Here is a 20872-nt window from a genome sequence, read left to right on the forward strand (position 1 = left end):
CCGCGCTCCCAGGAATTTCTGGAACCCCCAATGACCGGATCCGCCTATTTCATGGCCTCGACGGCCGAGACGATCGTGACCCACACCCTCGTGGTGGAGGTCGACAACGAGCCGGGCGTGCTTGCCCGCGTCGTCGGCCTGTTCTCGGGCCGTGGCTACAACATCGAAAGCCTGACCGTGTCCGAGACCCAGCATGCCGAGCATGTCTCGCGCATTACCGTGGTCACCACCGGCACCGCCAGCGTGATCGAGCAGATCAAGGCGCAGCTCGACCGGCTCGTTCCCGTCCACAAGGTCGTCGACCTCACCTTGACCGGCAAGGCCCTGGAGCGGGAACTCATGCTGATCAAGGTGCGCGGCAAGGGTGAGGCCCGCAGCGAGGCCTTGCGTATCGCCGACGCCTTCCGGGCGCGGGTGATCGATGCCACCGTCGAGAGCTTCGTATTCGAGCTGACCGGCAAGGGCGAGAAGCTCGATCAGTTCATCGAATTGATGCGCCCGATCGGGCTGGTCGAGGTCTCGCGCACCGGCATTGCCGCGATCGCCCGCGGCCCCGAGCCGCTCTAGACCCTTCTTTCCATGCGCCAACAGGGCGGTGGGCGCAAGAAATGAAGCCCATCGCGCTTTTTCTCATCACAAACATTGCTTCAAACCCGATGTCGGGCTATTCGCCCGCATCATTTCCCAATCATGAACTGTCTGAAGGACAAGGGACCATGCGCGTTTACTATGATCGCGACGCCGATCTGAACCTGATCAAGACCAAGAAGGTCGTGATCGTCGGCTACGGCTCGCAAGGCCGTGCTCATGCCATGAACCTCAAGGATTCGGGTGCCAAGGAGATCGCGATCGCGCTGCGCCCCGATTCGACCACCGCCAAGAAGGTGGAAGCCGACGGCCTCAAGGTCATGACTGTTCCTGAGGCCGCCAAGTGGGGCGACCTCCTGATGATGGCCACGCCCGACGAGCTGCAGGCCGACATCTATCGCGATGAGATCGCCCCCCATATCCGTGACGGCGCCGCCATCGCCTTCGCCCATGGCCTCAACGTGCATTTCGGCCTGATCGAGCCGAAGAAGACCGTCGACGTCATCATGATCGCCCCCAAGGGCCCCGGCCACACGGTGCGCGGCGAATACCAGAAGGGCGGCGGCGTGCCCTGCCTGATCGCCATCCATCACGATGCCTCGGGCAACGCCCATGATATCGCTTTGTCCTACGCTTGCGGCGTCGGCGGCGGCCGTTCGGGCGTGATCGAGACCAACTTCAAGGAAGAATGCGAAACCGACCTGTTCGGCGAGCAGGTCGTGCTCTGCGGCGGCTTGGTCGAGCTGATCCGTGCCGGCTTCGAGACGCTGGTGGAAGCCGGTTACGCGCCCGAAATGGCCTATTTCGAGTGCCTGCACGAAGTGAAGCTGATCGTCGACCTCATCTATGAGGGTGGCATCGCCAACATGAACTACTCGATCTCCAACACGGCCGAGTGGGGTGAGTATGTCTCCGGTCCGCGCATCATCACCGATGAGACCAAGGCCGAGATGAAGCGCGTCCTTAAGGACATCCAGACCGGCAAGTTCACCTCCGATTGGATGCAGGAATACCGTGCCGGCGCTTCGCGCTTCAAGGGTATCCGCCGCCTGAATGACGCCCACCAGATCGAAGCCGTCGGCGAGAAGCTCCGCGGCATGATGCCCTGGATCGGCAAGAACAAGCTGGTCGACAAGGCCCGCAACTAAAGCCTTTGGAAGTATTGTTTTCCGAATGGTGAGGTGTAATAACGTCGTCTCCCGGTTCATTTGAATCGGGAGACATAGACTTTTTGTGTCCAGCAACGTCTATATGCAGGGGCGAAATGTGATGTGTGGTCGCGCACTCGCACAAGGTCGCGGCTTTGATAGTTTCTCCTAAAGGAAGCCTTTTCATTCAATAGACCGAGGCCCGAGATGCCCGTCAACCGGCGTACCATGCTGCAAGGATTTGTTGCCGCGATTGTCTCTAGCCCCGCGCTCGCGAGGGATATCGACCTTGGTGAGTACTGGGATGTGGAAGAGGTCTCGGTAAGTGGGAACCGACGTTTCAGGGGACGTTGGACCCGCACTGGGAGCATTTCGTTCGCCATGGCCGTACGCGACAATGTATCCGGCGATATCGTGCGCGATACCATCGAATATGCCGGCATCCAAGACAATATGATCACCTTGCTCCGGCGTTCCCTGGGTGAGTATCACGGCACGGTTTCGGCGGATGGTCGCTCCATTCGTGGCACCGCGACCTGGTACACGCCGGTCGACTATTGGGTGGCGCGGATCCAATATGGTGAACCCGGCTCTGAAGAACTTCAGGCATTGTGAACCACATCCTGTGCTTTTGTCGCTGGGCGTTCGCCAGTCTGGGTTCAATTTGTCATCCACGGAGAGCCCGTCATGCGCAGATTGTTGGTTTGGGCGGGGACAGGCTTGATGCTGGCGCTTGCCCTCTCGCTTCCTGCGTGGGCAGCGGGTGAGCGCTTGGCACTCGTCATAGGCAATGACAATTATGCTGTCGCTCCGCGACTCCAGAATGCGGTGGCCGATGCGGTGTCGATGCGTGACAAGCTGGAAGCGCTGGGATTCAAAGTTACGACCGGCCAGGATCTCGATTTCCGGGCGACCAACCGGCTACTCAGTAGTTTCGAAACCTCGATAACGCCTGGTGCCACGGTTTTCGTCTATTTTGCTGGTCACGGCATCTCCATCGGCGGCGCCAACTATCTTCTGCCTACCGATATCGAGCGCCCGGATCCGGGGGCCGAAAGTTTGATTAAGGCCGAATCCTACAATGTCGACGATGTAATAGCCCGGCTGCGCGCCCGCGCGCCGACATCCCTGATCGCGGTGATTGACGCCTGCCGCAACAATCCGTTCGAAGCCATCGGCACGCGCGGCATCGGTGCGGATCGGGGGCTGGCTCGCGTTGATGCGCCAGCGGGGGTGCTGGTTCTGTTCTCGGCGGGGGCAGGTCAAACAGCCCTTGATAGGTTGGGTAGTGGCGACACCGTCAAGAATTCGGTATTTACCAGGGTTCTGACGAAATACCTCAGCAAACCCGGACTTAGCCACATTCTTTTAGCCAAACAGGTACAGACAGAGGTCCGTGCCTTGGCGAGAACTCAAAATCATGAGCAGCAGCCGGCTTTTTATGATCAGATCGATGGGGAAATTATTCTCAACCCGACCGGCAGCGAGAGCAGCACGAAGATCGACCCGCAACCAATTTTGCCGGATGCGCCCCAGCAAGATGCCAAGCTGCCTCCATCCGAGCCGCCCCAACCGGTGCCGGCTCCCGCCAAGGCCAAGCTTGGGGTGACGATAAAACCCCTCAGCCTTGCCGTTGCAAAGCGCATTGGTGTCGATCCGTCGAGGGGCGTGCTTGTCGTCGATGTGGCGACCGGCAGCGTGGCGATGCTCGCGGGTATCCGCAAGGATGATGTCATCGTCAAACTAGGCTCCCGCACGCTATGGGAACCGAAGGATCTGATCCGCTTGCTTGCCGATGTCCGAGTCGGCGCGAAAGTGCCGTTCAAGATATGGCGCGGTGGCCGCGAGGTCACTGTGGACATTATCTTCGATGCAGATCCGGATCGTGTGGTGGGGCCGAGTAGTCAAACCCCCTAAATTGTTTGGGATTTGATTGGAACACTTCAAATCTCAACGGCGCTAGTCGCAGGCATCGAAAGGCTTCGGTTGGTCATCCGAGGACTTGGCGCTGGTGGCGAGAGCTTGCAGCATGGCGTTCTGCTCGGCTAATCCAAGATAGGGGCTGGGTGCAGGAATATTGCTCCGGCGCCTCGCGCTTCAAGGGCGTCCATCGCCTGAACGATCCCCACCAGATCGAGGTGGTCGGCGAGAAGCTACGCGGCATGATGCCCTGGATCAGCGAGGACAAGTTGGCCGACAAGGCCCGCAATTAAGGATTTCGGAAGTATTCTTTTCCGATTTATGAAGTTTAATAATGTCGTCTCCCGGTTCACTTGAATCGGGAGACGGTCTGGACAGCGTTGTCATCACACTGTCAAATGTCATACCAAACCGCTTAAACGGAGAAATTTGGTATGACGGTCGAAGCATCCGCCGGAATTCTCGTTTCTGATCGCAAGCGACGGCACGCCATTGTCGCGGCGACCATCGGCAATGGCCTGGAATGGTTCGATTTCACCGTCTACGGTTTCTTCGCCGCCCTGATCTCGCGGCAGTTCTTTCCCAAGGAAGACCCGCTGACCGCCATCCTCCTGACCGTGACGGTCTATGGTGTCGGTTTCTGCATGCGCCCGGTTGGCGCCATCGTGCTCGGGGTCTACGCCGATCGCCATGGCCGCAAGGCGGCGCTCACCATCACCATCCTGACCATGGCACTCGGCACGGCCTTGCTCGGCTTTGCGCCCACCTATGCCCAGGCCGGCGTGTTCGGCGCGGCCGTCCTGATGCTCGCCCGCTTGATCCAGGGGTTTTCCGCCGGTGGCGAGGTCGGCAGCGCCACCTCCTATCTGGTCGAATACGCCAGGCCCGAGCAGCGCGGCCTGGCGGCCAGCTGGCAGCAGACCAGCCAGGCTCTCGCGGTGGTGCTGGGCGGGCTGTGCGGCGTCGCCATCACCCAGTTCCTGCCGCAGGAGGCGGTGGAGAGCTGGGGCTGGCGGGTGCCGTTCTGGTTCGGCTTGCTCATCGGGCCGGTCGGACTCTATATCCGGGCTCGCCTCGACGAGACCCCGGTTTTTGCAGCCGAGACGACGCGCAAGAGCGAGAGTCCCTTGCGCGAGACTCTGAGCGTCCACGGCCGCGGTGTTCTCTCCGGCTTCGGTGTCACCATTCTGTGGACCGTCTGCACCTATGTGCTGCTGTTCTACATGCCGCTCTATGTCGAGAAATTCCTGGGCATCCCGGCCAAGGACGCCTTCATCTCCACCACGCTGGGCGGCATCGTGCTGATGCTGGGCTGTCCCGTCGCCGGCAGGCTGTCGGACCGGATCGGCCGCAAGAGCCTTCTGCTCACGGCCGCCATCGCCATCGGCATCCTGGTGATTCCGTTGTTTGCCTGGCTCAACGCCAATCCGACGCTGCCGGTTCTCATCGCCGTGCAGGTCGTGCTCGGCCTCCTGCTCGCCGCCTTCACCGGCCCCGCGCCGGCATTGCTGGCCGAACAATTCCCGGCTGCGTTGCGCTCGACCGGCCTGTCGCTTGCCTATAATTTCGCCGTGGCGCTGTTCGGCGGCTTCGCCGCCTTGATCGTGACGCTGCTGATCGAGAGGACCGGCCTCACCATCGCGCCTTCCTTCTATGTGGCGGCAGCGGCGCTCGTCAGCGTTTTGACCCTGGCCAGCATGCGCGACCATACCGGGCAGGCGATCGATTGAGGCGGGAAGACCCCTCGCGCGGCGTTGCTGGGAGGGGCGCTCGCTCCATTTTTTTGGCAGCACTCATCTTCATTGAGTGATAAGATATTGATTCTTATGGATTAATTCCAAATTCATATTGCCATTTCCTTAAGGTTGCGGTGCAATCATGCTGTCTCCAATCACCATGGAGGTGACGGAAATGGTGTCTGTTGTGTTTCGGCGTCAGTTGGAAGGGTACGGCCTCACCACGGCCAATATTCTCTATCGTCTGCCGGACCATCCGGCCTTGCTGCAGGCCTATGTCTGGCAGGAATACGATCTGGCTCCAGCCTTTCCGGAGTTGCACAAATTCCTGGGGTTTTGGCGCGACAAGCTGGAAGGAGCGCTCCATTCGGTCACGGTCTGCCATAGCGGGCTGATCAAGCCGGCGGAGCTGCGCGCGATCGGGCAGGAGTTCCGTATCCACTGAGACGCTGGCAAGGCCGGCAAATCACGGTATAAGGCCTCCCAATCGCGCGGAGGCACCGTGGACAAATATCTCAATGCCGCCAAACGGCTGATCTCGCATCTGGCCGATCAGCTGCAGGCCGACCTTGCTGTCGAATTGTGGAACGGCGAGGTCGTGCCGCTCGGCCCGAACGCCCGTACGGATCTGCGCCTCAAGATCGCGGACGCCGATGCGATCACCCGGCTGGTGCGGCGGCCGCATGCGCTGTTCGACCAGCTCATCCAGCTCCTGGCCGACGGCAGCCTCACCATCGAGGGCGGCACGCTTCTGGATGTCGCCGAACGGCGTGGCAGCATGAATACCAAGGGCTTGTTCAAGCGCCTGAGCAAGCTGCAGCTCGCTCGCGGCCTGTGGCCCTTCGTCACCCGCTCCCTGCCCAAGCAAGGCGTCGCCGAGAAGCACGATTTCGCCGGCAAGGTCGAGGACAAGGTCGAAAAGGGCCGGGACGACAAGCCGCTGGTGCAGTTCCACTACGACCTGTCGAACGACTTTTACGGTCTCTTCCTCGGGCCGACCATGGCCTATACCTGCGCCTATTGGCCCCGGCCCGAAACCACGCTCGACGAAGCGCAGACGGCGAAGTTCGACATGATCTGCCGCAAGCTGCGCCTGCAGCCGGGCGACCGCTTCCTCGACATCGGCTCGGGCTGGGCCGGGCTGATCTGCCATGCCGCCCAACACTATGGCGTCACCGCCCACGGTGTCACCCTGGCCCAGGAGCAGTTCGATTTTGCCCAGGCGCGCATCGCCCGCCTCGGCCTGCAGGACCGGGTCACTGTCGAGCTCAAGGATTATCGCGACCTGACCGGCAGTTTCGACAAGGTCGCCTCCATCGGCATGTTCGAACATGTCGGGCTCGACAATCACGAAGCCTATTTCAGGAAGATTCACAGCCTGCTGCGGCCGCGCGGGCTCTATCTGCACCATGCCATTGCCCGGCCGGCCAAGCGCGACATGAAGAAGTTCCGCAAGAAGCGGCCCGAATTTGCTGCTCTCACCCGCTACATCTTCCCCGGGGGCGAGCTCGATACCGTCGGCATGTCGTCCAACGGGCTGGAGGGCAACGGCTTCGAGGTGCATGACGTCGAGGCCTGGCGCGAGCACTATGCCCGCACCACCAAGGCTTGGGCCGAAAATCTCTATGCAAGGCGCGACCAGGCTGCGGCCGAGGTGGGCGAGGCCAAGACCCGGATCTGGCTGCTCTATCTCGCCGGTTGCTCGCTGGCCTTCGAACGGTCTGCCGTCGGCATCTTCCAGACCCTTGCCTCGCGCAAGGCCAAGGGACCTTCCGGCTTGCCGCCGACGCGCGAGGATCTCTACAGATAGATCTCCGGGACAGGTCGCCCAGGCGGTCAGGCCTCTTGCCGATTGACGGCGATGGGGAACCGCCCTGCGGTCGCGCGGCCGGCGAGATCTTCGGGCCGGCTCCAGGAGAACGGGCCCGTCTTGAGACCGGCGAGGGTCTTGACCATTTCGGAGCGCAGCCAGGGCAGGCGTCCCATCGGGCCGAAGGCGAGGTTCCGCACCGGCCCGGTCAGCCGCGAATGCGACTGGAAGAACTGGGTCAGCACGGTGCTCGCCATCTGGTAGAAGCGGATGTGGCCGCGGCGCTGTGCCAGGAAAGCGGGCAGGGCGGTGTCGATATCGTGGTGCAGGCTGAGTGCATCCGCCAGGGCGACGGCATCCAGCAAGGCCATGTTGGCGCCCTGGCCGAGCTGCGGGCTGGTCTGGTGCCAGGCATCGCCGATCATCACCAGGCGGCCGCGTATGGGCGCAGCAACCGTCAACTGGGCGTAGCGTGCCACCGTCAATTGCTCATGCCGGGTGAATTGCCGCGTCAGTGCCGCCGTCTCCGGCCAGATCGCGGCGACCTCCGCCCGCCAGGCCGCAAGGTCGGTCTCGCTCCAGCGATCGAGATCTTCGACCGGCATGCTCCAGAAGAAGGCATTGAGCGGCGTGGGATCGTGGGGCAAGTGTCCCACCGGCAGCACACCGATCATGAAACGCGCCGTTCGGTAACGCTGCTGCAGGGCGTCGCGTCCAAAGCCGCTATCCCCGGCCACGCCCCAGACCGCGCCATGCCGATAAGGCCGCCGCTGCGGTGCGCCGAGCCTGTCACGAAGGCTGGAGCGGGCGCCGCCGGCATCGACCACCAGATCGAAGGGGCCATGTCGACGTCTGGCCGAGTCCTCGAGCACGGGCCGGTTCTCGATGCTTTCGATGCCGGTAATGTCGGCCGCCTGCTCCAGGGCGATGCCGCGCGTTTCGGCCGCCGTCATCAGCAGGTGGAACAGGCTTGCCCTGTGAATGCCGACGCCGTGCAGCCCGGGTAGAAGCTCGTCATAACGCCGATCGAAGATCAACGGGCCCGTCGGACCGCAACGCCCGTACAGGCGCTCGATTCGGCTGCCCAGGGTGGCGGCATCCTCGCGCAGGCCGAGGCGATCGAGGACGGCCAGGCCCGTCGGCTGCAGCAAAAGCCCGGCGCCCACCGGTTTGGCCTGCTCGAAACGCTCGAACACCACCACGCGGTGGCCGGCATCGGCGAGACAGGAGGCTGCCGCCAGACCGGCGACGCCCGCGCCGACGATGGCAATGGAAAGCTTGACCATGACCGCGACCGTACTGTGGCTGGATGGGTCTTGCCACCGGGCTGCGGTACCGGTCCACAGCGCTCGCCAGCTTGAAGAAACTATCCGGTCAAAAGAATAGCGGTTGTCAATTGTCGGAACAAACATAAGATGGTGTCAGCGCAGCGGATTCAACCGCCTGCGCCAGGCTCGCAAAGAGCCGCATCGGTGCTGTGCGCCGAAAGCAATATGCCGGAGCGCTTTGCGATTTGGTGGAATCGCCGGGAATCGCAAGGACGCGTCGAAACAAAGGGTGAGAGCAAACAAGCGTTCTGAACACGCTTTGCTCGAGGGAGGAAATGGATGCCTAAGGACAGGACGCCGCATACGCGGCGCGATTTTATTCGTTCTGCTTCGTTCTCCGCCGGCGCTGCCGCGGCCCTATTCGGGGGATTCGGCCTCGATCCGGCCTTTGCCGCCGAGGCCGCGAAGGTGGCCGGCCGCTCCGAAAAGCCGCTCAAGGCGGCCTTCTCCAACGCGGGCCTGCAGGCGACCTGGTGCGCCCAGGGCAAGGAAGCCGCCGAATATTGGGGCAAACTCTTCAATGTCGAGGTCACCTGGTTTGACGGCCAGCTCGATGCGGTCAAGCAGCGCGCCGCCATCGACAACATGGCCTCCCAGAAATGGGACTTCGTCGCCATCCAGGCCTTCGGCATCGGCACGCTAACCCAGCCGGTGCAGAAGATGATCGATGCGGGCATTCCCGTGATCGACATGGACACGCTGATCGCACCGCTCGACAAGATCAACGTGCACAGCTTCCTCGCCCCGAACAACGAGTTCATGGGCGCGTCGGTCACGCAGGCCCTGTGCAACGCCATTGGCGGCAAGGGCAAGATCATCATGACCCAGGGCGCCCTCGGCCACACCGGTGCCCAGGGCCGCGCCAGGGGCTTCGAAAGCGTGGTGAAGCAATTCCCCAACATCGAGGTGTTGGATACGCAGCCCGCCGACTGGGACGTCACCAAGGCGGCCCGCCTATGGGAGACCTACCTGACCAAATATCCGCAGATCGATGCGGCCTTCTTCCACAATGACGACATGGCGCTCGCCGCCTACAATATCATGAAGGCGCGCAACCGTACCGACATCAAGATCGGCGGCGTCGATGCCATGCCGCCAGCCATTTCGGCCGTTGCGGACGGACGCATGTTCGCCACCGTGCGCAACCCGTCCTGCCGCATCCATGGCGGGGCGATCGTCGCCGGCGTCGCGGCCGTGGTCGGTGGCGAGAAGACCGGCGAAGGCGGCATTCCCAAGAATGTCGTCACCGACGGTCCCGTCGTCACCAAGGACAACGCGGCCGGCATGCTCTGGATGGAAAAGCACTATCTGATCTGAGCCTTGGATGTCGGTCTTGTCAGTTCCGTCGGCTTGCCGAAGGAATGAGACCGGCAGTCCACCAGGAAATCGGCCGGTGTGAAGACCACCCTTTCAAGGTGTTGAAGTTTGGAGGTCCAGATAGGACGGTGCAACCCCTCATCCGCCTGCCGCCACCTTCTCCCGCAAGGGGAGAAGGTGGCGCGAAGCATCGGATGAGGGGTTAAGCTGCCCTATCCCAGCCTTGCCCCGGTGGGTTCCAAATACCTTGAAGGGGATGGTCCGAACATCGGCACACCCTATTTCGCGTTCCGAGAGGCATGATGGCGCCAGACGACAAGCAATCGACGGCCGATGCGCCTCCGCGCCTGAAGATGACCGACATCTCCAAGTCCTTTGGTGGCGTGGCGGCCCTCAAGGGCGTGGATTTCACGCTGCGGGCCGGTGAGATCCACGGCCTGGTCGGCGAGAACGGGGCGGGCAAGTCGACGATGATGAAGATCATCGCCGGGGTGCACACCGAATATCAGGGCAGCCTGGAGATCGATGGCAGGCAGGTGCATTTCCGCTCCGCCCATGACTCCCTCGCCGCCGGCATCTCCATGGTCCATCAGGAACTCTCGATCGTTCCCGATCTTACCGTCGCCGAGAATGTCTATCTCGGCAAGCAACCGCTCAATGCTTTCGGCCTGGTCGACTGGCCAGCCATGGTGAAGGGCGCGCGCGAGCAGTTGCGCAATCTCGGCATCGACGTCGATCCGCGCATGCGCATCGGGGCATTGCCGATCGGCCTGCAGCAATTGATCGAACTCGCCCGCGTGCTGTTCTCAGGCGCGCGCATCATCATCCTCGACGAGCCGACATCGGCGCTTTCGCCGCCGGAGGTGCAGCGGCTATTCGAGGTGCTGCGCAAGGTGCGGGCCGACGGCCGCAGCATTGTCTTCATCTCGCATTTCCTCGACGACATCCTGAGCATTTCCGATGCGGTGACGATCTTCCGCAACGGCCGCCACGTCATCTCCCATTCGACCGAGGGCATCGACAAGAACTGGCTGATCGAACACATGATCGGCCGAGGCCATGAGGGGCTGGAGGAAAGCTATTCGGGGTCGATCGCCTTGCCGGCAAGACCGGAAGGCGCGCCCGTGCTGGCGACGCAGGGCCTCAGCTATGGGCGGGCCTTTGCCGACGTGACGCTCGACGTTCGTGCGGGCGAAGTGCTCGGTGTCTATGGCTTCATGGGCTGCGGCCAGCTCGAATTCGCCCGCGCGCTGTTCGGCAAGCTCAAGCCGGCCCAGGGGCATATCGAGCTGGAGGGCAAGGCCAGGACCCTGCGCAATACGGCGCAGGCGCGCGAGGCGGGTATCGCCTTCGTGCCGGAGAGCCGACGCTCGATGCTGTTCCATCATCAGCCGCTCTATCGCAACATCTCGATCAGCATTCTCGAGAAGATCTCGCGGCTCTGGCTGAAGCCGGGCGTGGAGCGCAAGACCGCGCAGGGACATATCGAGGCCCTGCATATCCGCCCGCCCATGGTGAACGCCCTGCTTGGCTCGCTCTCGGGCGGCAACCAGCAGAAGGTTGCCCTCGCCAAATGGCTGACCCACATGCCCAAGGTCCTGATCCTGTCGGAGCCGACCCGCGGCATGGATGTCGGCGCCAAGGACGATGTGGTGAAGATCGTGCGCGACCTGCGCGACAAGGGGCTCGCGGTGATCGTGGTTTCGGCGGAGCCTGAGACCGTGCTCTCGCTGGCCGATCGGGTCGTGGTGATGAAGAAGGGACGGATCGTGCGCGAGTTCGCAGCCGAGACGATCTCGAAGGACAAATTGCTGGAAGCGGCCTGACGGAGTGTCAGCCTCCGGCTGACATTTCTTTGGCTTGTCGGCCGGAGGCTGGCACTCCAGATCGGTTAGGAGTTTTGAGGAATGAGCACACCGGTTCAGGATGGCAGCCAGGCGCAGTTTGCACGCCAAGGCCTTGGCGCGATCTTGCGCAACCAGATGCGCAACATCGCGCCTTTCGCCACCTTGCTGGCGTTGGTGATTTTCTTTGCAGTGGCGAGCCCTTCCTTCCTCTCGCTCGACAATCTGGCCAATATCCTGGTGCAGATCTCGGTGACGGGCATCATCGCCGTCGGGCTAACTTTCGTGATCCTGTGCGGGGAGATCGATCTGTCGGTCGCCTCGGTCGCTAACGTCACAGGCGTGGCGGTGGCGTTCTTCACGGCGCAGGAATCCTATGTGAACATCGCCAACGCCAATTTCATCATGCCCGGCGGCGTGGCGATCGTGCTGGCCTTGGTGGCCTGCGCGGCGCTGGGGCTGGTGAACGCCTTCGGCTTGACGCGGATCGGCATTCCCTCCTTCATCATGACGCTGGCCATGATGCAGATCGCCGACGGTATCTGTGCGCTGCTGCTGCGGGGCCAGATCGCCTATGCGGTGCCGGACCTGGTCTCGACACTGGGCTCGGGCAGCGTCGGCGGTCTGCCCTGGATCGTCATCGTGCTGGCGGTCTTCCTCGGCGTCGGCCATATCGTGCTGACCTATACGCGCTTTGGCCGCTACATCTACATGGTGGGCGGCAACCGCGAGGCAGCGGAATTCTCGGGCATCAACGTCAAGATGATCCTGGCCAGCGTGATGGTAATCGCGGCTCTATGCTCGGGTGTGGCGGGCATGGTGGGCGTCGCCCATTTCGGCAGCGCACAGCAGAACGAGTTCACCGGCTATCTGCTCGATGCCATCGCGGCCGTCGTGGTCGGAGGTACCAGCCTGTTCGGCGGGCGCGGCGGCATCGGCAACACCATCGTCGGTCTGTGCGTGCTCGGTGTGCTCAACAATGGCCTCGATCATGTCGAGATCGACAGCTTCCTCAAGATCCTGATCCGCGGCGTCATTCTGTTGATCGCACTGATCATCAATGTGTACGCACAGCGCCTGCGCGATGAGAGCGCCACGGCAGGATAGAGGATTTCCGAATAGCACAGTAATTCCATCATGGCCCGCTATTTGCGGGCCATGTCCTATTATATTGTCTCTAGGGTAGATCTGTGGGCAATTCGGATATTCGGGGTTCAAGATCGAGAGAAATAGGATATAGGTAACGGGGGGGGCGCTTCAGAGACTGTCCCCTGACCGGAGCGTCCCAGGATGATGCGGACGCTGTTCGCATCGTGCGCTGCTCCTCATGCGGCACGGACACGCTCCTCAATCCATCCATCGAAAAAGCACTGGAGGTACCATGCAGAAGATGTTCTATCCGCTGGTATTCGCCTGCCTCATCGTGACGGGGTGTGTCTCTAACCAGCAAGATCCGATGGCGGATCCGCAGGCGGCCGGCATGACAGCACCGCCGACGCCCGGCATGGCGACGCCACAGGCGCCCGGCATGGCAAATCCGGCCTCGACCTATTGTGCGCAGCAGGGCGGCAGGTCCATCCCCGTGCAGTCGGCGAGAGGCCAGCGTGCCGATTGCCAGCTGCCGGATGGCCGGCGCGTCGACGAATGGAAGCTCTATCGCAGCGCCAACCGGCAGCCGCAGGCGACCCTGCCTCAGTAAGGGCGGTCTTTCCTGACTTCAGCAAGAAAGAAGCCGGCCTCAGGGCCGGCTTCCTTTTTGTGGCAAGCAAGTTGCCGATCAGCGCTTGAGGATGCGGTTCACACCGGAAGTCACAGCCTTGAGGGCCGATTTGGTGGTGTCCTTGTCGATGCCGACGCCGAACAAGGTGGAGCCGTCGGCAATGCGCAATTCGACATAGGACACGGCCGCCGCATTCGCACCAGAGCCCATGGCGTGCTCGCGATAATTGGCGACATCGAAGTCGAGACCGCTCTCGGCCCGTATCGCGGCTACGAAGGCATCGATCGGGCCGTTGCCGACGCCGGTGATGGTCTTTTCGACACCTTCATCTCGAATGCGCGCGGTGATGGTCCGCTCCTCGCTCTCCGTGTCGCCGACGATCTGGTGAGAGAGGAAAGCGTAGCGCCCATTGTCGATATATTCGCGGGTGAAGGCATCCCACAGCCGGTCGGCGCCGAGCTCGACGCCTTCACCGTCTGCGATGCCCTGCACCACCTTCGAGAACTCGACCTGCAGCAGGCGCGGCAATTCGATGCCGTGTTCCTTTTCCAGGATATAGGCGATGCCGCCCTTGCCGGATTGCGAATTGATGCGGATCACCGCCTCATAGGAACGGCCGAGATCCTTCGGGTCGATCGGCAGATAGGGCACTTCCCACACCGGCGAGGTCGCCGTCTCGATTGCCTTGAAGCCCTTGTTGATCGCGTCCTGGTGCGAGCCGGAGAAGGCTGTGAACACCAACTCGCCGGCATAGGGATGGCGCGGGTGGATCGGCAGCTGGTTGCAATGCTCGGCCACGCGCACCAGGCCGTTGACGTCGGAGATGTCGACCTGGGGATCGACGCCCGACATGATCAGGTTGCCCGCCAGGATGACGAGGTCGACATTGCCGGTGCGCTCGCCATTGCCGAACAGCGTGCCCTCCACACGGTCCGCCCCGGCCATCAGGCCGAGCTCGGTCGCCGCCACGCCGGTGCCGCGGTCATTGTGCGGATGCAGCGAGATGATGACGCTGTCGCGATTCTTGATGTTGCGCGACATCCATTCGATCTGGTCGGCATAGACGTTGGGCGTCGACATTTCGACCGTGAGCGGCAGATTCAGGATCAGCTTGTTGTCGGGGGTGGGCTGGTAGACGTCCATCACCGCCTCGCAGATCTCCTTGGAGAAGTCGAGTTCGGTGCCCATGAAGCTCTCGGGCGAATATTGGTGGCGGATATTCGCCTCCATGCCCAGTTCCTTGGTGAGCTGCATGATCAGCTTGGCGCCGTTGACGGCGATGTCGCGGATGCCGGCGCGGTCCTGGCGGAAGACGATGCGGCGTTGCAGCTCGGAGGTCGAGTTGTAGAGATGCACGATGGCGCATTTCACGCCTTTCAGGCTCTCGAAGGTGCGGCGGATCAATTCCTCGCGCGCCTGCGTCAGCACCTGGATGGCAACACCGTCGGGAATGCGGCCCGTCTCGATCAGGAAGCGAACGAAATCGAAATCGGTCTGCGAGGCCGAGGGAAAGCCGACCTCGATCTCCTTGAAGCCCATGCCGACGAGCGTGTCCCACATGCGCAATTTGCGCTCGTGGCCCATCGGCTCGATCAGCGCCTGGTTGCCGTCGCGCAAATCGACGGCGCACCAGGTCGGCGCCTGCGTAATGGCACGGGAGGGCCATTGGCGGTCCGGCAGGTCGATCGGCGGCCACGGCTTGTATTTGGCGGCGACGTCAACCTTGGGAGCGGAAAACTGAGAAACCTTGCCTGCATATGTCATGTCGAAAACTCTTAGCCAAAGAAAGGGGCGGCGAGGCTAGTCGACCGCGATCGTATTCCCCTGAGCGCCCAGGCTGAAGCCCGGCCGGCCCTCAGGGGCGGCTAAGGAGGAGGCCGGAAAGGAGGGCGAGCGCGAGCGCCGGCGCCGGATGCGCAAGCGTCTCGAATTTGGCGGGCGATATCGCCACGGCTCAATCCCTTTCCTGTGATGGCCCGGAGCCATCAGGTGCAAGGGCTTGTACAGTGCTGTGATGGAGGGGGCAAGGGGAAATGCCGCGACGAGCACGACGCCAAAATGCCTTTGCGGTGGAGAGGTGGATGCAAGGACTTGAGAGCGACACGCTTGCCTGCGATCACAGGACATCAACCAATGGACCTACCCGATGCGCTTCCTGATCTGTCTCGCCCTGCTGGCGGTTTCGTCATCGTCGGCCCTGGCCGCTTCCTGCTCCGAGCGCATTGCCTTCGTGCAGCGCGTCATCGACGGCGACGTGAAGACCGGTTTTGCCGACAAGAAGGTGCATGATGCGATGAGCAAGGATCTGGCCGATGCGGGCCAGGCCTGCCGGGCCGGCGACGACGCCAAGGCCCAGGCGCTGATTTCCTCGACGCAGCGCCGCCACGGCTACCCCGTTCGCTAAGGCGTGTCGTCAGGTATCGAGCCGATGCGCCAGATAGGCGCATTGGAAGGCCGGCATGCGATCGGCGCGGATGTCGGCCGGTGACGCAACGACATGCATGCGCTCGAGTTCCGGCCTCTCGTCTTCGGCCAGGAAGCGTTCGATCCCGTCCTTGAGCTCGACCGAAGACAGGGGCGATCGCACCGATTTCATCAGGGCGATGCGCGGGCCGTGGAAAACAGCGGTCCAGCCGGAAGCGATTTCGACGTCGGCCGTGGTGACCCCGGTCTCCTCCTGCAGTTCACGGGTCACGCTGCCGGCGAGATTGACGATATCGCCATCGAGGTCGGAGGGGTCCGGGGTGCCGGCCGCGAAATAGATCGCTCCGGCATTGGAGGTATGCTCGGCCATCTCGCCGAGCAGGAAGGCGCCGTCGGCGGCCTCGAGCGCGGCCATGGCGAAACAGTTCCACCGGGCCTCGCCCGGCATGCCGAAATCCCGCCAGGCCAGGAAGCTGGCATAATCGGTCATCAGATAGGCGCCGCTGAACCGGCGTCCCATGATCTGCCAGCGATGCAGCAGCAGGATCTTGCCATTGAAGCTCGCCGGCTTGGCCTCGATCACCTTCTGCCAATGCGCTCTTATCGCTTCGGCATTCTCCTCGGCGAACCGCCAGGGCCGTTGCTCCAGGCGGCAATCGATGGCGTCGAGCTCGACGATCTCCGGCTCAGACATGCAGGCTTCCCTCGCTGACGATCACGGCTGCGCCGCCGATCGAGGCTCCAGCCAGACGCGTGCCCTTGATGGTCATGGTGAGGTCGATCAGGGAAGGACGGCCCATTTCGAAGCCCTGCTCGATGCGGAAATGCCGAGTGCCGTCGGCGAGATCATCGAAACGGGCAATCACGCCAGTGAGCCCGGCCACGGCCGACCCGGTGGCGGGGTCCTCGGGGATGCCATCGCCGGGCGAGAACATGCGGGCGTGGAAGCTCGATCCGGCCTGGGCGGTCTGGCGCGTATAGGCATAGGCCGCGCCAAGGCCCTCCTGGCCGAAAGCCTCCGTCCACAGGCTGGTATTGATGCGGATGTGTCCCATGGCTTCCAGCGACCGGACAGGCACGAACGTATAGGGGAAACCCGTGCCGAACACGGTGGGATGGTGGTTCTCGAAACCGATCTGATGTTCGCTCAGGCCGAGCGCTTCGGCGATCAGGTTCGTGGCCGCCGGTGCGCCACGCTCGGTCGGCAGGGCCGGAATGTCGAACCGGGCATAGACGCTGCCATCCTTGAGCGAGACCGCACAGGGCACGATTCCGATCTGCTCCTCCAGCCCGAACAGATAGTCACCCGGCTTGCGGTCATGGTCGAGCAGTGCCAGGAGCACGGCCGTGCCAACGGTAGGGTGCCCGGCGAAGGGCATTTCGAGGCCCGGCGTGAAGATGCGGATGCGGGCTCGATGACGGCCGTCGTCCGGTGGCAGGACGAAGACAGTCTCCGACAGGTTGAATTCGCGTGCGATCTGCTGCATCGCGGTGGCATCAAGTCCCTCGCTATCGAGCACCACCGCCAGAGGGTTACCGGCCAGGGCACGGTCGGCGAAGACATCGAGCGTATAGAAACGACGGGGCATCAGAAGGTTCCTCGCAAGGCAAAGGGGTAAAGGACAGTGGCTGCAGGGCAGGGCTCTGCGCGCGGACGATCCGGCGGAAACGAAAACGTCTTCCAGAAAAGCTGATAGCCTTTTCGATCAAGAAAACGCGTCAAAACAGAGAGTTAGAGCAACGTGCGAGAAATCGCATTCTGCCCTATACCGCGACGACCTCGAAGCGACGGCTCGGCGTCACGAATTCATCCTGGGCCGCCACGGTGAGGATTTCCCGCGAGCCGGCCTCGGCGGTGCGCTTGAGCAGGCCGTAGATCGAGGCGCTGGCAAGGTCCAGCGCTTCGGCTGCCGAGCCCGAGCGTTTCCAGTGCAGGTTGAACAGTGCGGCGATCGCGTCGCCCGCTCCATTGATGTCGAGCCCCAGCCGGGGCGTGCGCACCCTGTAGAAGCCGTTGCCGTCCGAGGCCAGCAGGTCGATGGCGTCGTCCGGCGTGTCGTCGGTGTCGAGGGAGGTCACCAGCACCACCTTGGGGCCGACGGCATGCAGGGCGGTCACCGCGGCCTTGGCATCGGCGAGCCTGCGTACCTCCCGCCCGGCCAGATATTCGAGCTCGAAGCGGTTGGGGGTGATGACATCAGCGGCCGGGACGGCCTGGTCGCGCATGAATTCGGGAATGCCCGGCCTTACGAAGACACCGCGGCCGATGTCGCCGATCACCGGATCGCAGCAATAGGTGGCGGCCGGATTGGCGCTGCGCACCTTGTCGACGGCGGCGAGAATGGCGTTGCCGATATCGGAAGAACCCATATAGCCGGAGATCACGCCATCGCAGAGGGGCAGGACACCGCGCTCGGCCAGGCCCTCGACCAATTCATCCACCATGGTGCCGTCATAGACCCGGCCCTTCCAGGCACCGTAGCCGGTGTGATTGGAAAATTGCACGGTATGGATGGCCCAGACCTCGCAGCCCAGGCGCTGCATCGGGAAAACCGCCGAGGCATTGCCGACATGGCCATAGGTGACCCAGGACTGAATGGACAGGATGTTCATGGTGACTCGGACAAGCACACTGAGGGACCAGCACAACAGACGAAATTCGAGCCGAGCGCAACGGTCCGTCGATGCCACCGGTCATGATCATTTTTGATCGTTTCGATCAAGCGCAGCTATGCAAAGCCAAGGGAACCCGCTTTTCCGCCATGCCGGGGGCGGGGGGAAGGGGACTTTCCGCGAGGCGGCGGCATTCCCATATCGGTGCTCAGTATTCAATTTCTTTGTCTTGGGTCGATACCATGTTGCTCGACGATACACCCTCCGTGATTTTGGACGAGGATACGCATCCTCAACAGACATCATCCCTTTCCACGCCCGAAGACGGGCTGTTGCTTGACGCCTATTCGAACACCGTCATCGACGTTGCCGAACGCCTGGGTCCCGCCGTCGTGAAGCTCGACATCCGCAAGGGCGGCAAGCCGGCAGGGTCCGGCTCCGGCGTCATCCTTTCACCGGACGGCCTGGTACTCACCAACAGCCACGTCGCGCAGGGGACCGCCCGCGTTTCGGTGCAAACCCAGGATGGCCGTCATTTCGATGCGCGCCTGATCGGTGATGATCCCGATACGGACCTGGCCCTCGTCCACATCGAGCAGCCGGTCAGTCTGCCCTCGGCGCGGCTCGGCAATTCCAGCCTGTTGCGGCGCGGGCAGGTGGCGATCGCCATCGGCAACCCTCTCGGCTTCGAGGCCACGGTGACGACCGGGGTGATCTCCGCACTCGGACGCTCGCTGCGCGCCAAGAGCGGGCGGTTGATCGACGACGTGATCCAGACCGATGCGGCGCTCAACCCGGGCAATTCAGGCGGCCCCCTCGTCTCCACGCTCGGCGAGGTCATCGGCATCAACACGGCCGTGATCATGGGCGCGCAGGGGATCTGCTTTGCGGTGGCGTCGAACACGGCGAGCTTCGTGATGGGGCAGCTCATCCGGCATGGCCGCGTGCGGCGCGCCTCCATCGGCATTGCCGCCCAGCAGGCGGTGATCGCCCGCCGCGTGCAGATGGCGGCCGGCATCGACCAGGGCGTAGGCGTGATGATCGCCACAGCCGAAGCCGGTGGCCCGGCTGACAGTGCCGGACTGCTGATGGGCGATATCATCGTCGCCCTGGACGGACGCCGTGTCGCTGCGGTGGACGATCTCATCCGGCTGCTTGGCGAGGAGCGGATCGGCAGGTCGACGCGCTTCGACGTGCTGCGCAACGGCAAGCCCCGCTCCCTCGACGTGATGCCGCGGGAGCGGCAGGGATCATGAGGGCGGCAGGCCGCCTGCGCTGATCCGCCTCAGCGTCCCGACACCTGCCTGACGACCCTGCGTACGCTTCGCAAGGTCGGCGTGACAACCTGCATGACGGCGGCCTTGGCCCGATCGGCGCTCGGGCTGGGACCTGGGCGCTGCGGATGCATGCCGATGGCGCGCAGATAGCGATTGGCAGCGCGGACGCGCCCGCGCCCACGGCTGGCATCGGTCTCGAAGGAGAAGGCGTAGGAGATGCTGCGCACGCCGCCGGTCCGCACCCAATGGGGGGCATCCTGCGGCTGATGGAAGCCGCGGCCCGGCTCGAGGTCGAAGACATGCTCCTGCTGGGGGTCGCAGCCTTCGAGATCGAGCTGGCCGATATTCACCGTGCCCCTGACATAGAAGCGTTCGAGATCGCTCTCCTCCACCACGTTGGGCGGGAAGACGTGATAATGCTTCGGCCCCTCGATCTGGAAGAAATGCGTGATTTCCGGATCGAAATGGAAGGGTGTGGTGGATGCGGCCGAGGAAATGAAGAGGGCGGATTCGAGTCGTGCGATCCTCTCGTCGCCCAGGCCGCCGCGGAGTGCGGTGACCTTGCGGAAGAGCGTGTCCAGCAGGTCGCGAAAACCGGAATCGTGGTTCTCCAGGCGTTTCAGCAGGACGCGGGCGGGTGCATTGCCCAACTGCGCCAGGACCTCGTGCGGCCTGGCCCGGTTCTGCTCGACGTCATAGAACTTCGTGCCCGGTGTCGGCGCCGATCCCGCGATGAAATAATCCTGCGGGCTGTCGGCATAACGCTCGGCCAGAGCCGCCAGCGCGTCGGGCTGGAACATCGGCAGGCGATGAAGGCCGTGCTCGAAGGCAAGGGGTACGCGATCGTAGGCGGCGCGATAACCATCGGCATCGAGGGTGATGAGTTCGTCGGCGGAAAGGCTCATGGCCGGGACCATTCGTGAAAAGAAGACATGCACTAATTTTGAAAGTATCTTGCTTATTGAGATCGACGGTTACAAGTTGGGAAAAATGTGAAGTGTAGCGGTCTTAGTGGATAGGTTTGGATATACTGAGGGTACTCCGAATTGTACGGAGGGGGTTATCCGAACGTAAGACAGCCCTTATTTGGTCGGTTGCAAGACCCCTGCGATGGAGCGCCGTCTACTTCTTTTGGCGATTGGAGGCG

The 20872-nt window shown here is 62.8% G+C and carries 19 protein-coding genes and 1 pseudogene; 14 read left to right on the plus strand and 6 right to left on the minus strand.

The window, feature by feature from the left end; genetic code table 11:
* Positions 1 to 30 precede the first annotated feature (30 nt).
* The 8 genes and pseudogenes from ilvN (at position 31) to ACTJKX_RS12895 (ending at position 7202) form a co-directional block, all read left to right on the plus strand.
* Positions 31 to 567, plus strand: coding sequence for an acetolactate synthase small subunit (gene ilvN, locus ACTJKX_RS12860; protein ID WP_202908416.1), 537 nt, complete (start codon positions 31 to 33; stop codon positions 565 to 567).
* Between the two features lie 149 nt (positions 568 to 716).
* Positions 717 to 1736, plus strand: coding sequence for a ketol-acid reductoisomerase (gene ilvC, locus ACTJKX_RS12865; RefSeq protein WP_068282228.1), 1020 nt, complete (start codon positions 717 to 719; stop codon positions 1734 to 1736).
* A 207-nt stretch (positions 1737 to 1943) separates the two neighbouring features.
* Positions 1944 to 2351, plus strand: a complete 408-nt coding sequence (locus tag ACTJKX_RS12870; RefSeq protein WP_440725494.1) for a hypothetical protein — start codon at positions 1944 to 1946, stop codon at positions 2349 to 2351.
* A gap of 72 nt (positions 2352 to 2423) precedes the next feature.
* The gene (locus ACTJKX_RS12875) at positions 2424 to 3653 is read left to right on the plus strand and encodes a caspase family protein (protein ID WP_440725495.1); all 1230 of its coding nucleotides are present in this window, start codon (positions 2424 to 2426) and stop codon (positions 3651 to 3653) included.
* A gap of 146 nt (positions 3654 to 3799) precedes the next feature.
* Positions 3800 to 3949 (plus strand): annotated as a pseudogene (locus tag ACTJKX_RS12880) (ketol-acid reductoisomerase); the annotation flags it as partial.
* A 141-nt stretch (positions 3950 to 4090) separates the two neighbouring features.
* A complete protein-coding gene (locus ACTJKX_RS12885; protein WP_440725496.1) occupies positions 4091 to 5386 on the plus strand; it encodes an MFS transporter in 1296 nt (431 codons plus the stop codon).
* 181 nt (positions 5387 to 5567) lie between these two features.
* On the plus strand, positions 5568 to 5837 hold the full coding sequence (locus ACTJKX_RS12890) for an usg protein (protein ID WP_440725577.1): 270 nt from the start codon (positions 5568 to 5570) through the stop codon (positions 5835 to 5837).
* 57 nt (positions 5838 to 5894) lie between these two features.
* Complete coding sequence (locus ACTJKX_RS12895; protein WP_440725497.1) at positions 5895 to 7202, plus strand: class I SAM-dependent methyltransferase; 1308 nt, start codon at positions 5895 to 5897, stop codon at positions 7200 to 7202.
* Positions 7203 to 7228: 26 nt separating this feature from the next.
* Here ACTJKX_RS12895 and ACTJKX_RS12900 read toward each other — a convergent pair whose 3' ends face one another.
* The gene (locus ACTJKX_RS12900) at positions 7229 to 8488 is read right to left on the minus strand and encodes an FAD-dependent oxidoreductase (RefSeq protein WP_440725498.1); all 1260 of its coding nucleotides are present in this window, start codon (positions 8486 to 8488) and stop codon (positions 7229 to 7231) included.
* Positions 8489 to 8809: 321 nt separating this feature from the next.
* On the opposite strand from ACTJKX_RS12900, the gene ACTJKX_RS12905 reads away from it, so the two are divergent.
* From ACTJKX_RS12905 to ACTJKX_RS12920, 4 genes are all read left to right on the plus strand, one after another.
* The gene (locus tag ACTJKX_RS12905) at positions 8810 to 9847 is read left to right on the plus strand and encodes a sugar ABC transporter substrate-binding protein (RefSeq protein ID WP_149251383.1); all 1038 of its coding nucleotides are present in this window, start codon (positions 8810 to 8812) and stop codon (positions 9845 to 9847) included.
* A gap of 299 nt (positions 9848 to 10146) precedes the next feature.
* Positions 10147 to 11673, plus strand: coding sequence for a sugar ABC transporter ATP-binding protein (locus tag ACTJKX_RS12910; RefSeq protein ID WP_311941539.1), 1527 nt, complete (start codon positions 10147 to 10149; stop codon positions 11671 to 11673).
* Between the two features lie 81 nt (positions 11674 to 11754).
* Complete coding sequence (locus ACTJKX_RS12915; RefSeq protein ID WP_394308094.1) at positions 11755 to 12798, plus strand: ABC transporter permease; 1044 nt, start codon at positions 11755 to 11757, stop codon at positions 12796 to 12798.
* Between the two features lie 274 nt (positions 12799 to 13072).
* Entirely contained in the window at positions 13073 to 13390 is a 318-nt protein-coding gene (locus tag ACTJKX_RS12920) for a putative hemolysin (protein WP_311941533.1), read from the plus strand.
* 78 nt (positions 13391 to 13468) lie between these two features.
* On the opposite strand, the gene leuA is transcribed toward ACTJKX_RS12920, so the two are convergent.
* The gene (gene leuA, locus ACTJKX_RS12925; RefSeq protein ID WP_440725499.1) at positions 13469 to 15175 is read right to left on the minus strand and encodes a 2-isopropylmalate synthase; all 1707 of its coding nucleotides are present in this window, start codon (positions 15173 to 15175) and stop codon (positions 13469 to 13471) included.
* A gap of 382 nt (positions 15176 to 15557) precedes the next feature.
* Between leuA and ACTJKX_RS12930 the strand changes: the two genes are divergently transcribed.
* Positions 15558 to 15815 carry a hypothetical protein gene (locus tag ACTJKX_RS12930; RefSeq protein ID WP_311945018.1) on the plus strand — a complete coding sequence of 86 codons (258 nt, stop codon included), beginning with the start codon at positions 15558 to 15560 and terminating at the stop codon, positions 15813 to 15815.
* Between the two features lie 9 nt (positions 15816 to 15824).
* Here ACTJKX_RS12930 and ACTJKX_RS12935 read toward each other — a convergent pair whose 3' ends face one another.
* The 3 genes from ACTJKX_RS12935 to pdxY form a co-directional block, all read right to left on the minus strand.
* Entirely contained in the window at positions 15825 to 16529 is a 705-nt protein-coding gene (locus ACTJKX_RS12935) for an NUDIX hydrolase (RefSeq protein WP_311945016.1), read from the minus strand.
* Positions 16522 to 17424: a PhzF family phenazine biosynthesis protein gene (locus ACTJKX_RS12940; RefSeq protein WP_440725500.1), complete on the minus strand. Its 903-nt coding sequence runs from the start codon at positions 17422 to 17424 to the stop codon at positions 16522 to 16524. The genes ACTJKX_RS12935 and ACTJKX_RS12940 overlap by 8 nt, the downstream gene beginning before the upstream one ends.
* 175 nt (positions 17425 to 17599) lie before the next feature.
* Positions 17600 to 18448, minus strand: a complete 849-nt coding sequence (gene pdxY, locus ACTJKX_RS12945) for a pyridoxal kinase PdxY (RefSeq protein WP_311945013.1) — start codon at positions 18446 to 18448, stop codon at positions 17600 to 17602.
* A 245-nt stretch (positions 18449 to 18693) separates the two neighbouring features.
* Between pdxY and ACTJKX_RS12950 the strand changes: the two genes are divergently transcribed.
* Positions 18694 to 19704 (plus strand): S1C family serine protease, encoded by a 1011-nt coding sequence (locus tag ACTJKX_RS12950; RefSeq protein WP_440725578.1) that lies wholly within the window; start codon positions 18694 to 18696, stop codon positions 19702 to 19704.
* 29 nt (positions 19705 to 19733) lie between these two features.
* Here ACTJKX_RS12950 and ACTJKX_RS12955 read toward each other — a convergent pair whose 3' ends face one another.
* Complete coding sequence (locus tag ACTJKX_RS12955) at positions 19734 to 20630, minus strand: hypothetical protein (protein WP_440725501.1); 897 nt, start codon at positions 20628 to 20630, stop codon at positions 19734 to 19736.
* Positions 20631 to 20872: the final 242 nt, after the last annotated feature.

Origin of the sequence: Labrys sp. 22185, assembly GCF_052045555.1 — a bacterium.
GTDB classification, from domain to species: Bacteria; Pseudomonadota; Alphaproteobacteria; order Rhizobiales; family Labraceae; genus Labrys; species Labrys neptuniae.

Coding starts and splice junctions, on each gene's coding strand:
- ACTJKX_RS12890 (WP_440725577.1), top strand. CDS start 5,568: ATGGTGTCTGTTGTGTTTCGGCGTCAGTTGGAAGGGTACGGCCTCACC.
- ACTJKX_RS12910 (WP_311941539.1), top strand. CDS start 10,147: ATGATGGCGCCAGACGACAAGCAATCGACGGCCGATGCGCCTCCGCGC.
- ACTJKX_RS12935 (WP_311945016.1), bottom strand. CDS start 16,529: ATGTCTGAGCCGGAGATCGTCGAGCTCGACGCCATCGATTGCCGCCTG.
- ACTJKX_RS12905 (WP_149251383.1), top strand. CDS start 8,810: ATGCCTAAGGACAGGACGCCGCATACGCGGCGCGATTTTATTCGTTCT.
- ACTJKX_RS12955 (WP_440725501.1), bottom strand. CDS start 20,630: ATGAGCCTTTCCGCCGACGAACTCATCACCCTCGATGCCGATGGTTAT.
- leuA (WP_440725499.1), bottom strand. CDS start 15,175: ATGACATATGCAGGCAAGGTTTCTCAGTTTTCCGCTCCCAAGGTTGAC.
- ACTJKX_RS12900 (WP_440725498.1), bottom strand. CDS start 8,488: ATGGTCAAGCTTTCCATTGCCATCGTCGGCGCGGGCGTCGCCGGTCTG.
- ACTJKX_RS12875 (WP_440725495.1), top strand. CDS start 2,424: ATGCGCAGATTGTTGGTTTGGGCGGGGACAGGCTTGATGCTGGCGCTT.
- ACTJKX_RS12920 (WP_311941533.1), top strand. CDS start 13,073: ATGCAGAAGATGTTCTATCCGCTGGTATTCGCCTGCCTCATCGTGACG.
- ilvC (WP_068282228.1), top strand. CDS start 717: ATGCGCGTTTACTATGATCGCGACGCCGATCTGAACCTGATCAAGACC.
- ACTJKX_RS12915 (WP_394308094.1), top strand. CDS start 11,755: ATGAGCACACCGGTTCAGGATGGCAGCCAGGCGCAGTTTGCACGCCAA.
- ACTJKX_RS12870 (WP_440725494.1), top strand. CDS start 1,944: ATGCCCGTCAACCGGCGTACCATGCTGCAAGGATTTGTTGCCGCGATT.
- pdxY (WP_311945013.1), bottom strand. CDS start 18,448: ATGAACATCCTGTCCATTCAGTCCTGGGTCACCTATGGCCATGTCGGC.
- ACTJKX_RS12930 (WP_311945018.1), top strand. CDS start 15,558: ATGCGCTTCCTGATCTGTCTCGCCCTGCTGGCGGTTTCGTCATCGTCG.
- ACTJKX_RS12885 (WP_440725496.1), top strand. CDS start 4,091: ATGACGGTCGAAGCATCCGCCGGAATTCTCGTTTCTGATCGCAAGCGA.
- ACTJKX_RS12940 (WP_440725500.1), bottom strand. CDS start 17,424: ATGCCCCGTCGTTTCTATACGCTCGATGTCTTCGCCGACCGTGCCCTG.
- ilvN (WP_202908416.1), top strand. CDS start 31: ATGACCGGATCCGCCTATTTCATGGCCTCGACGGCCGAGACGATCGTG.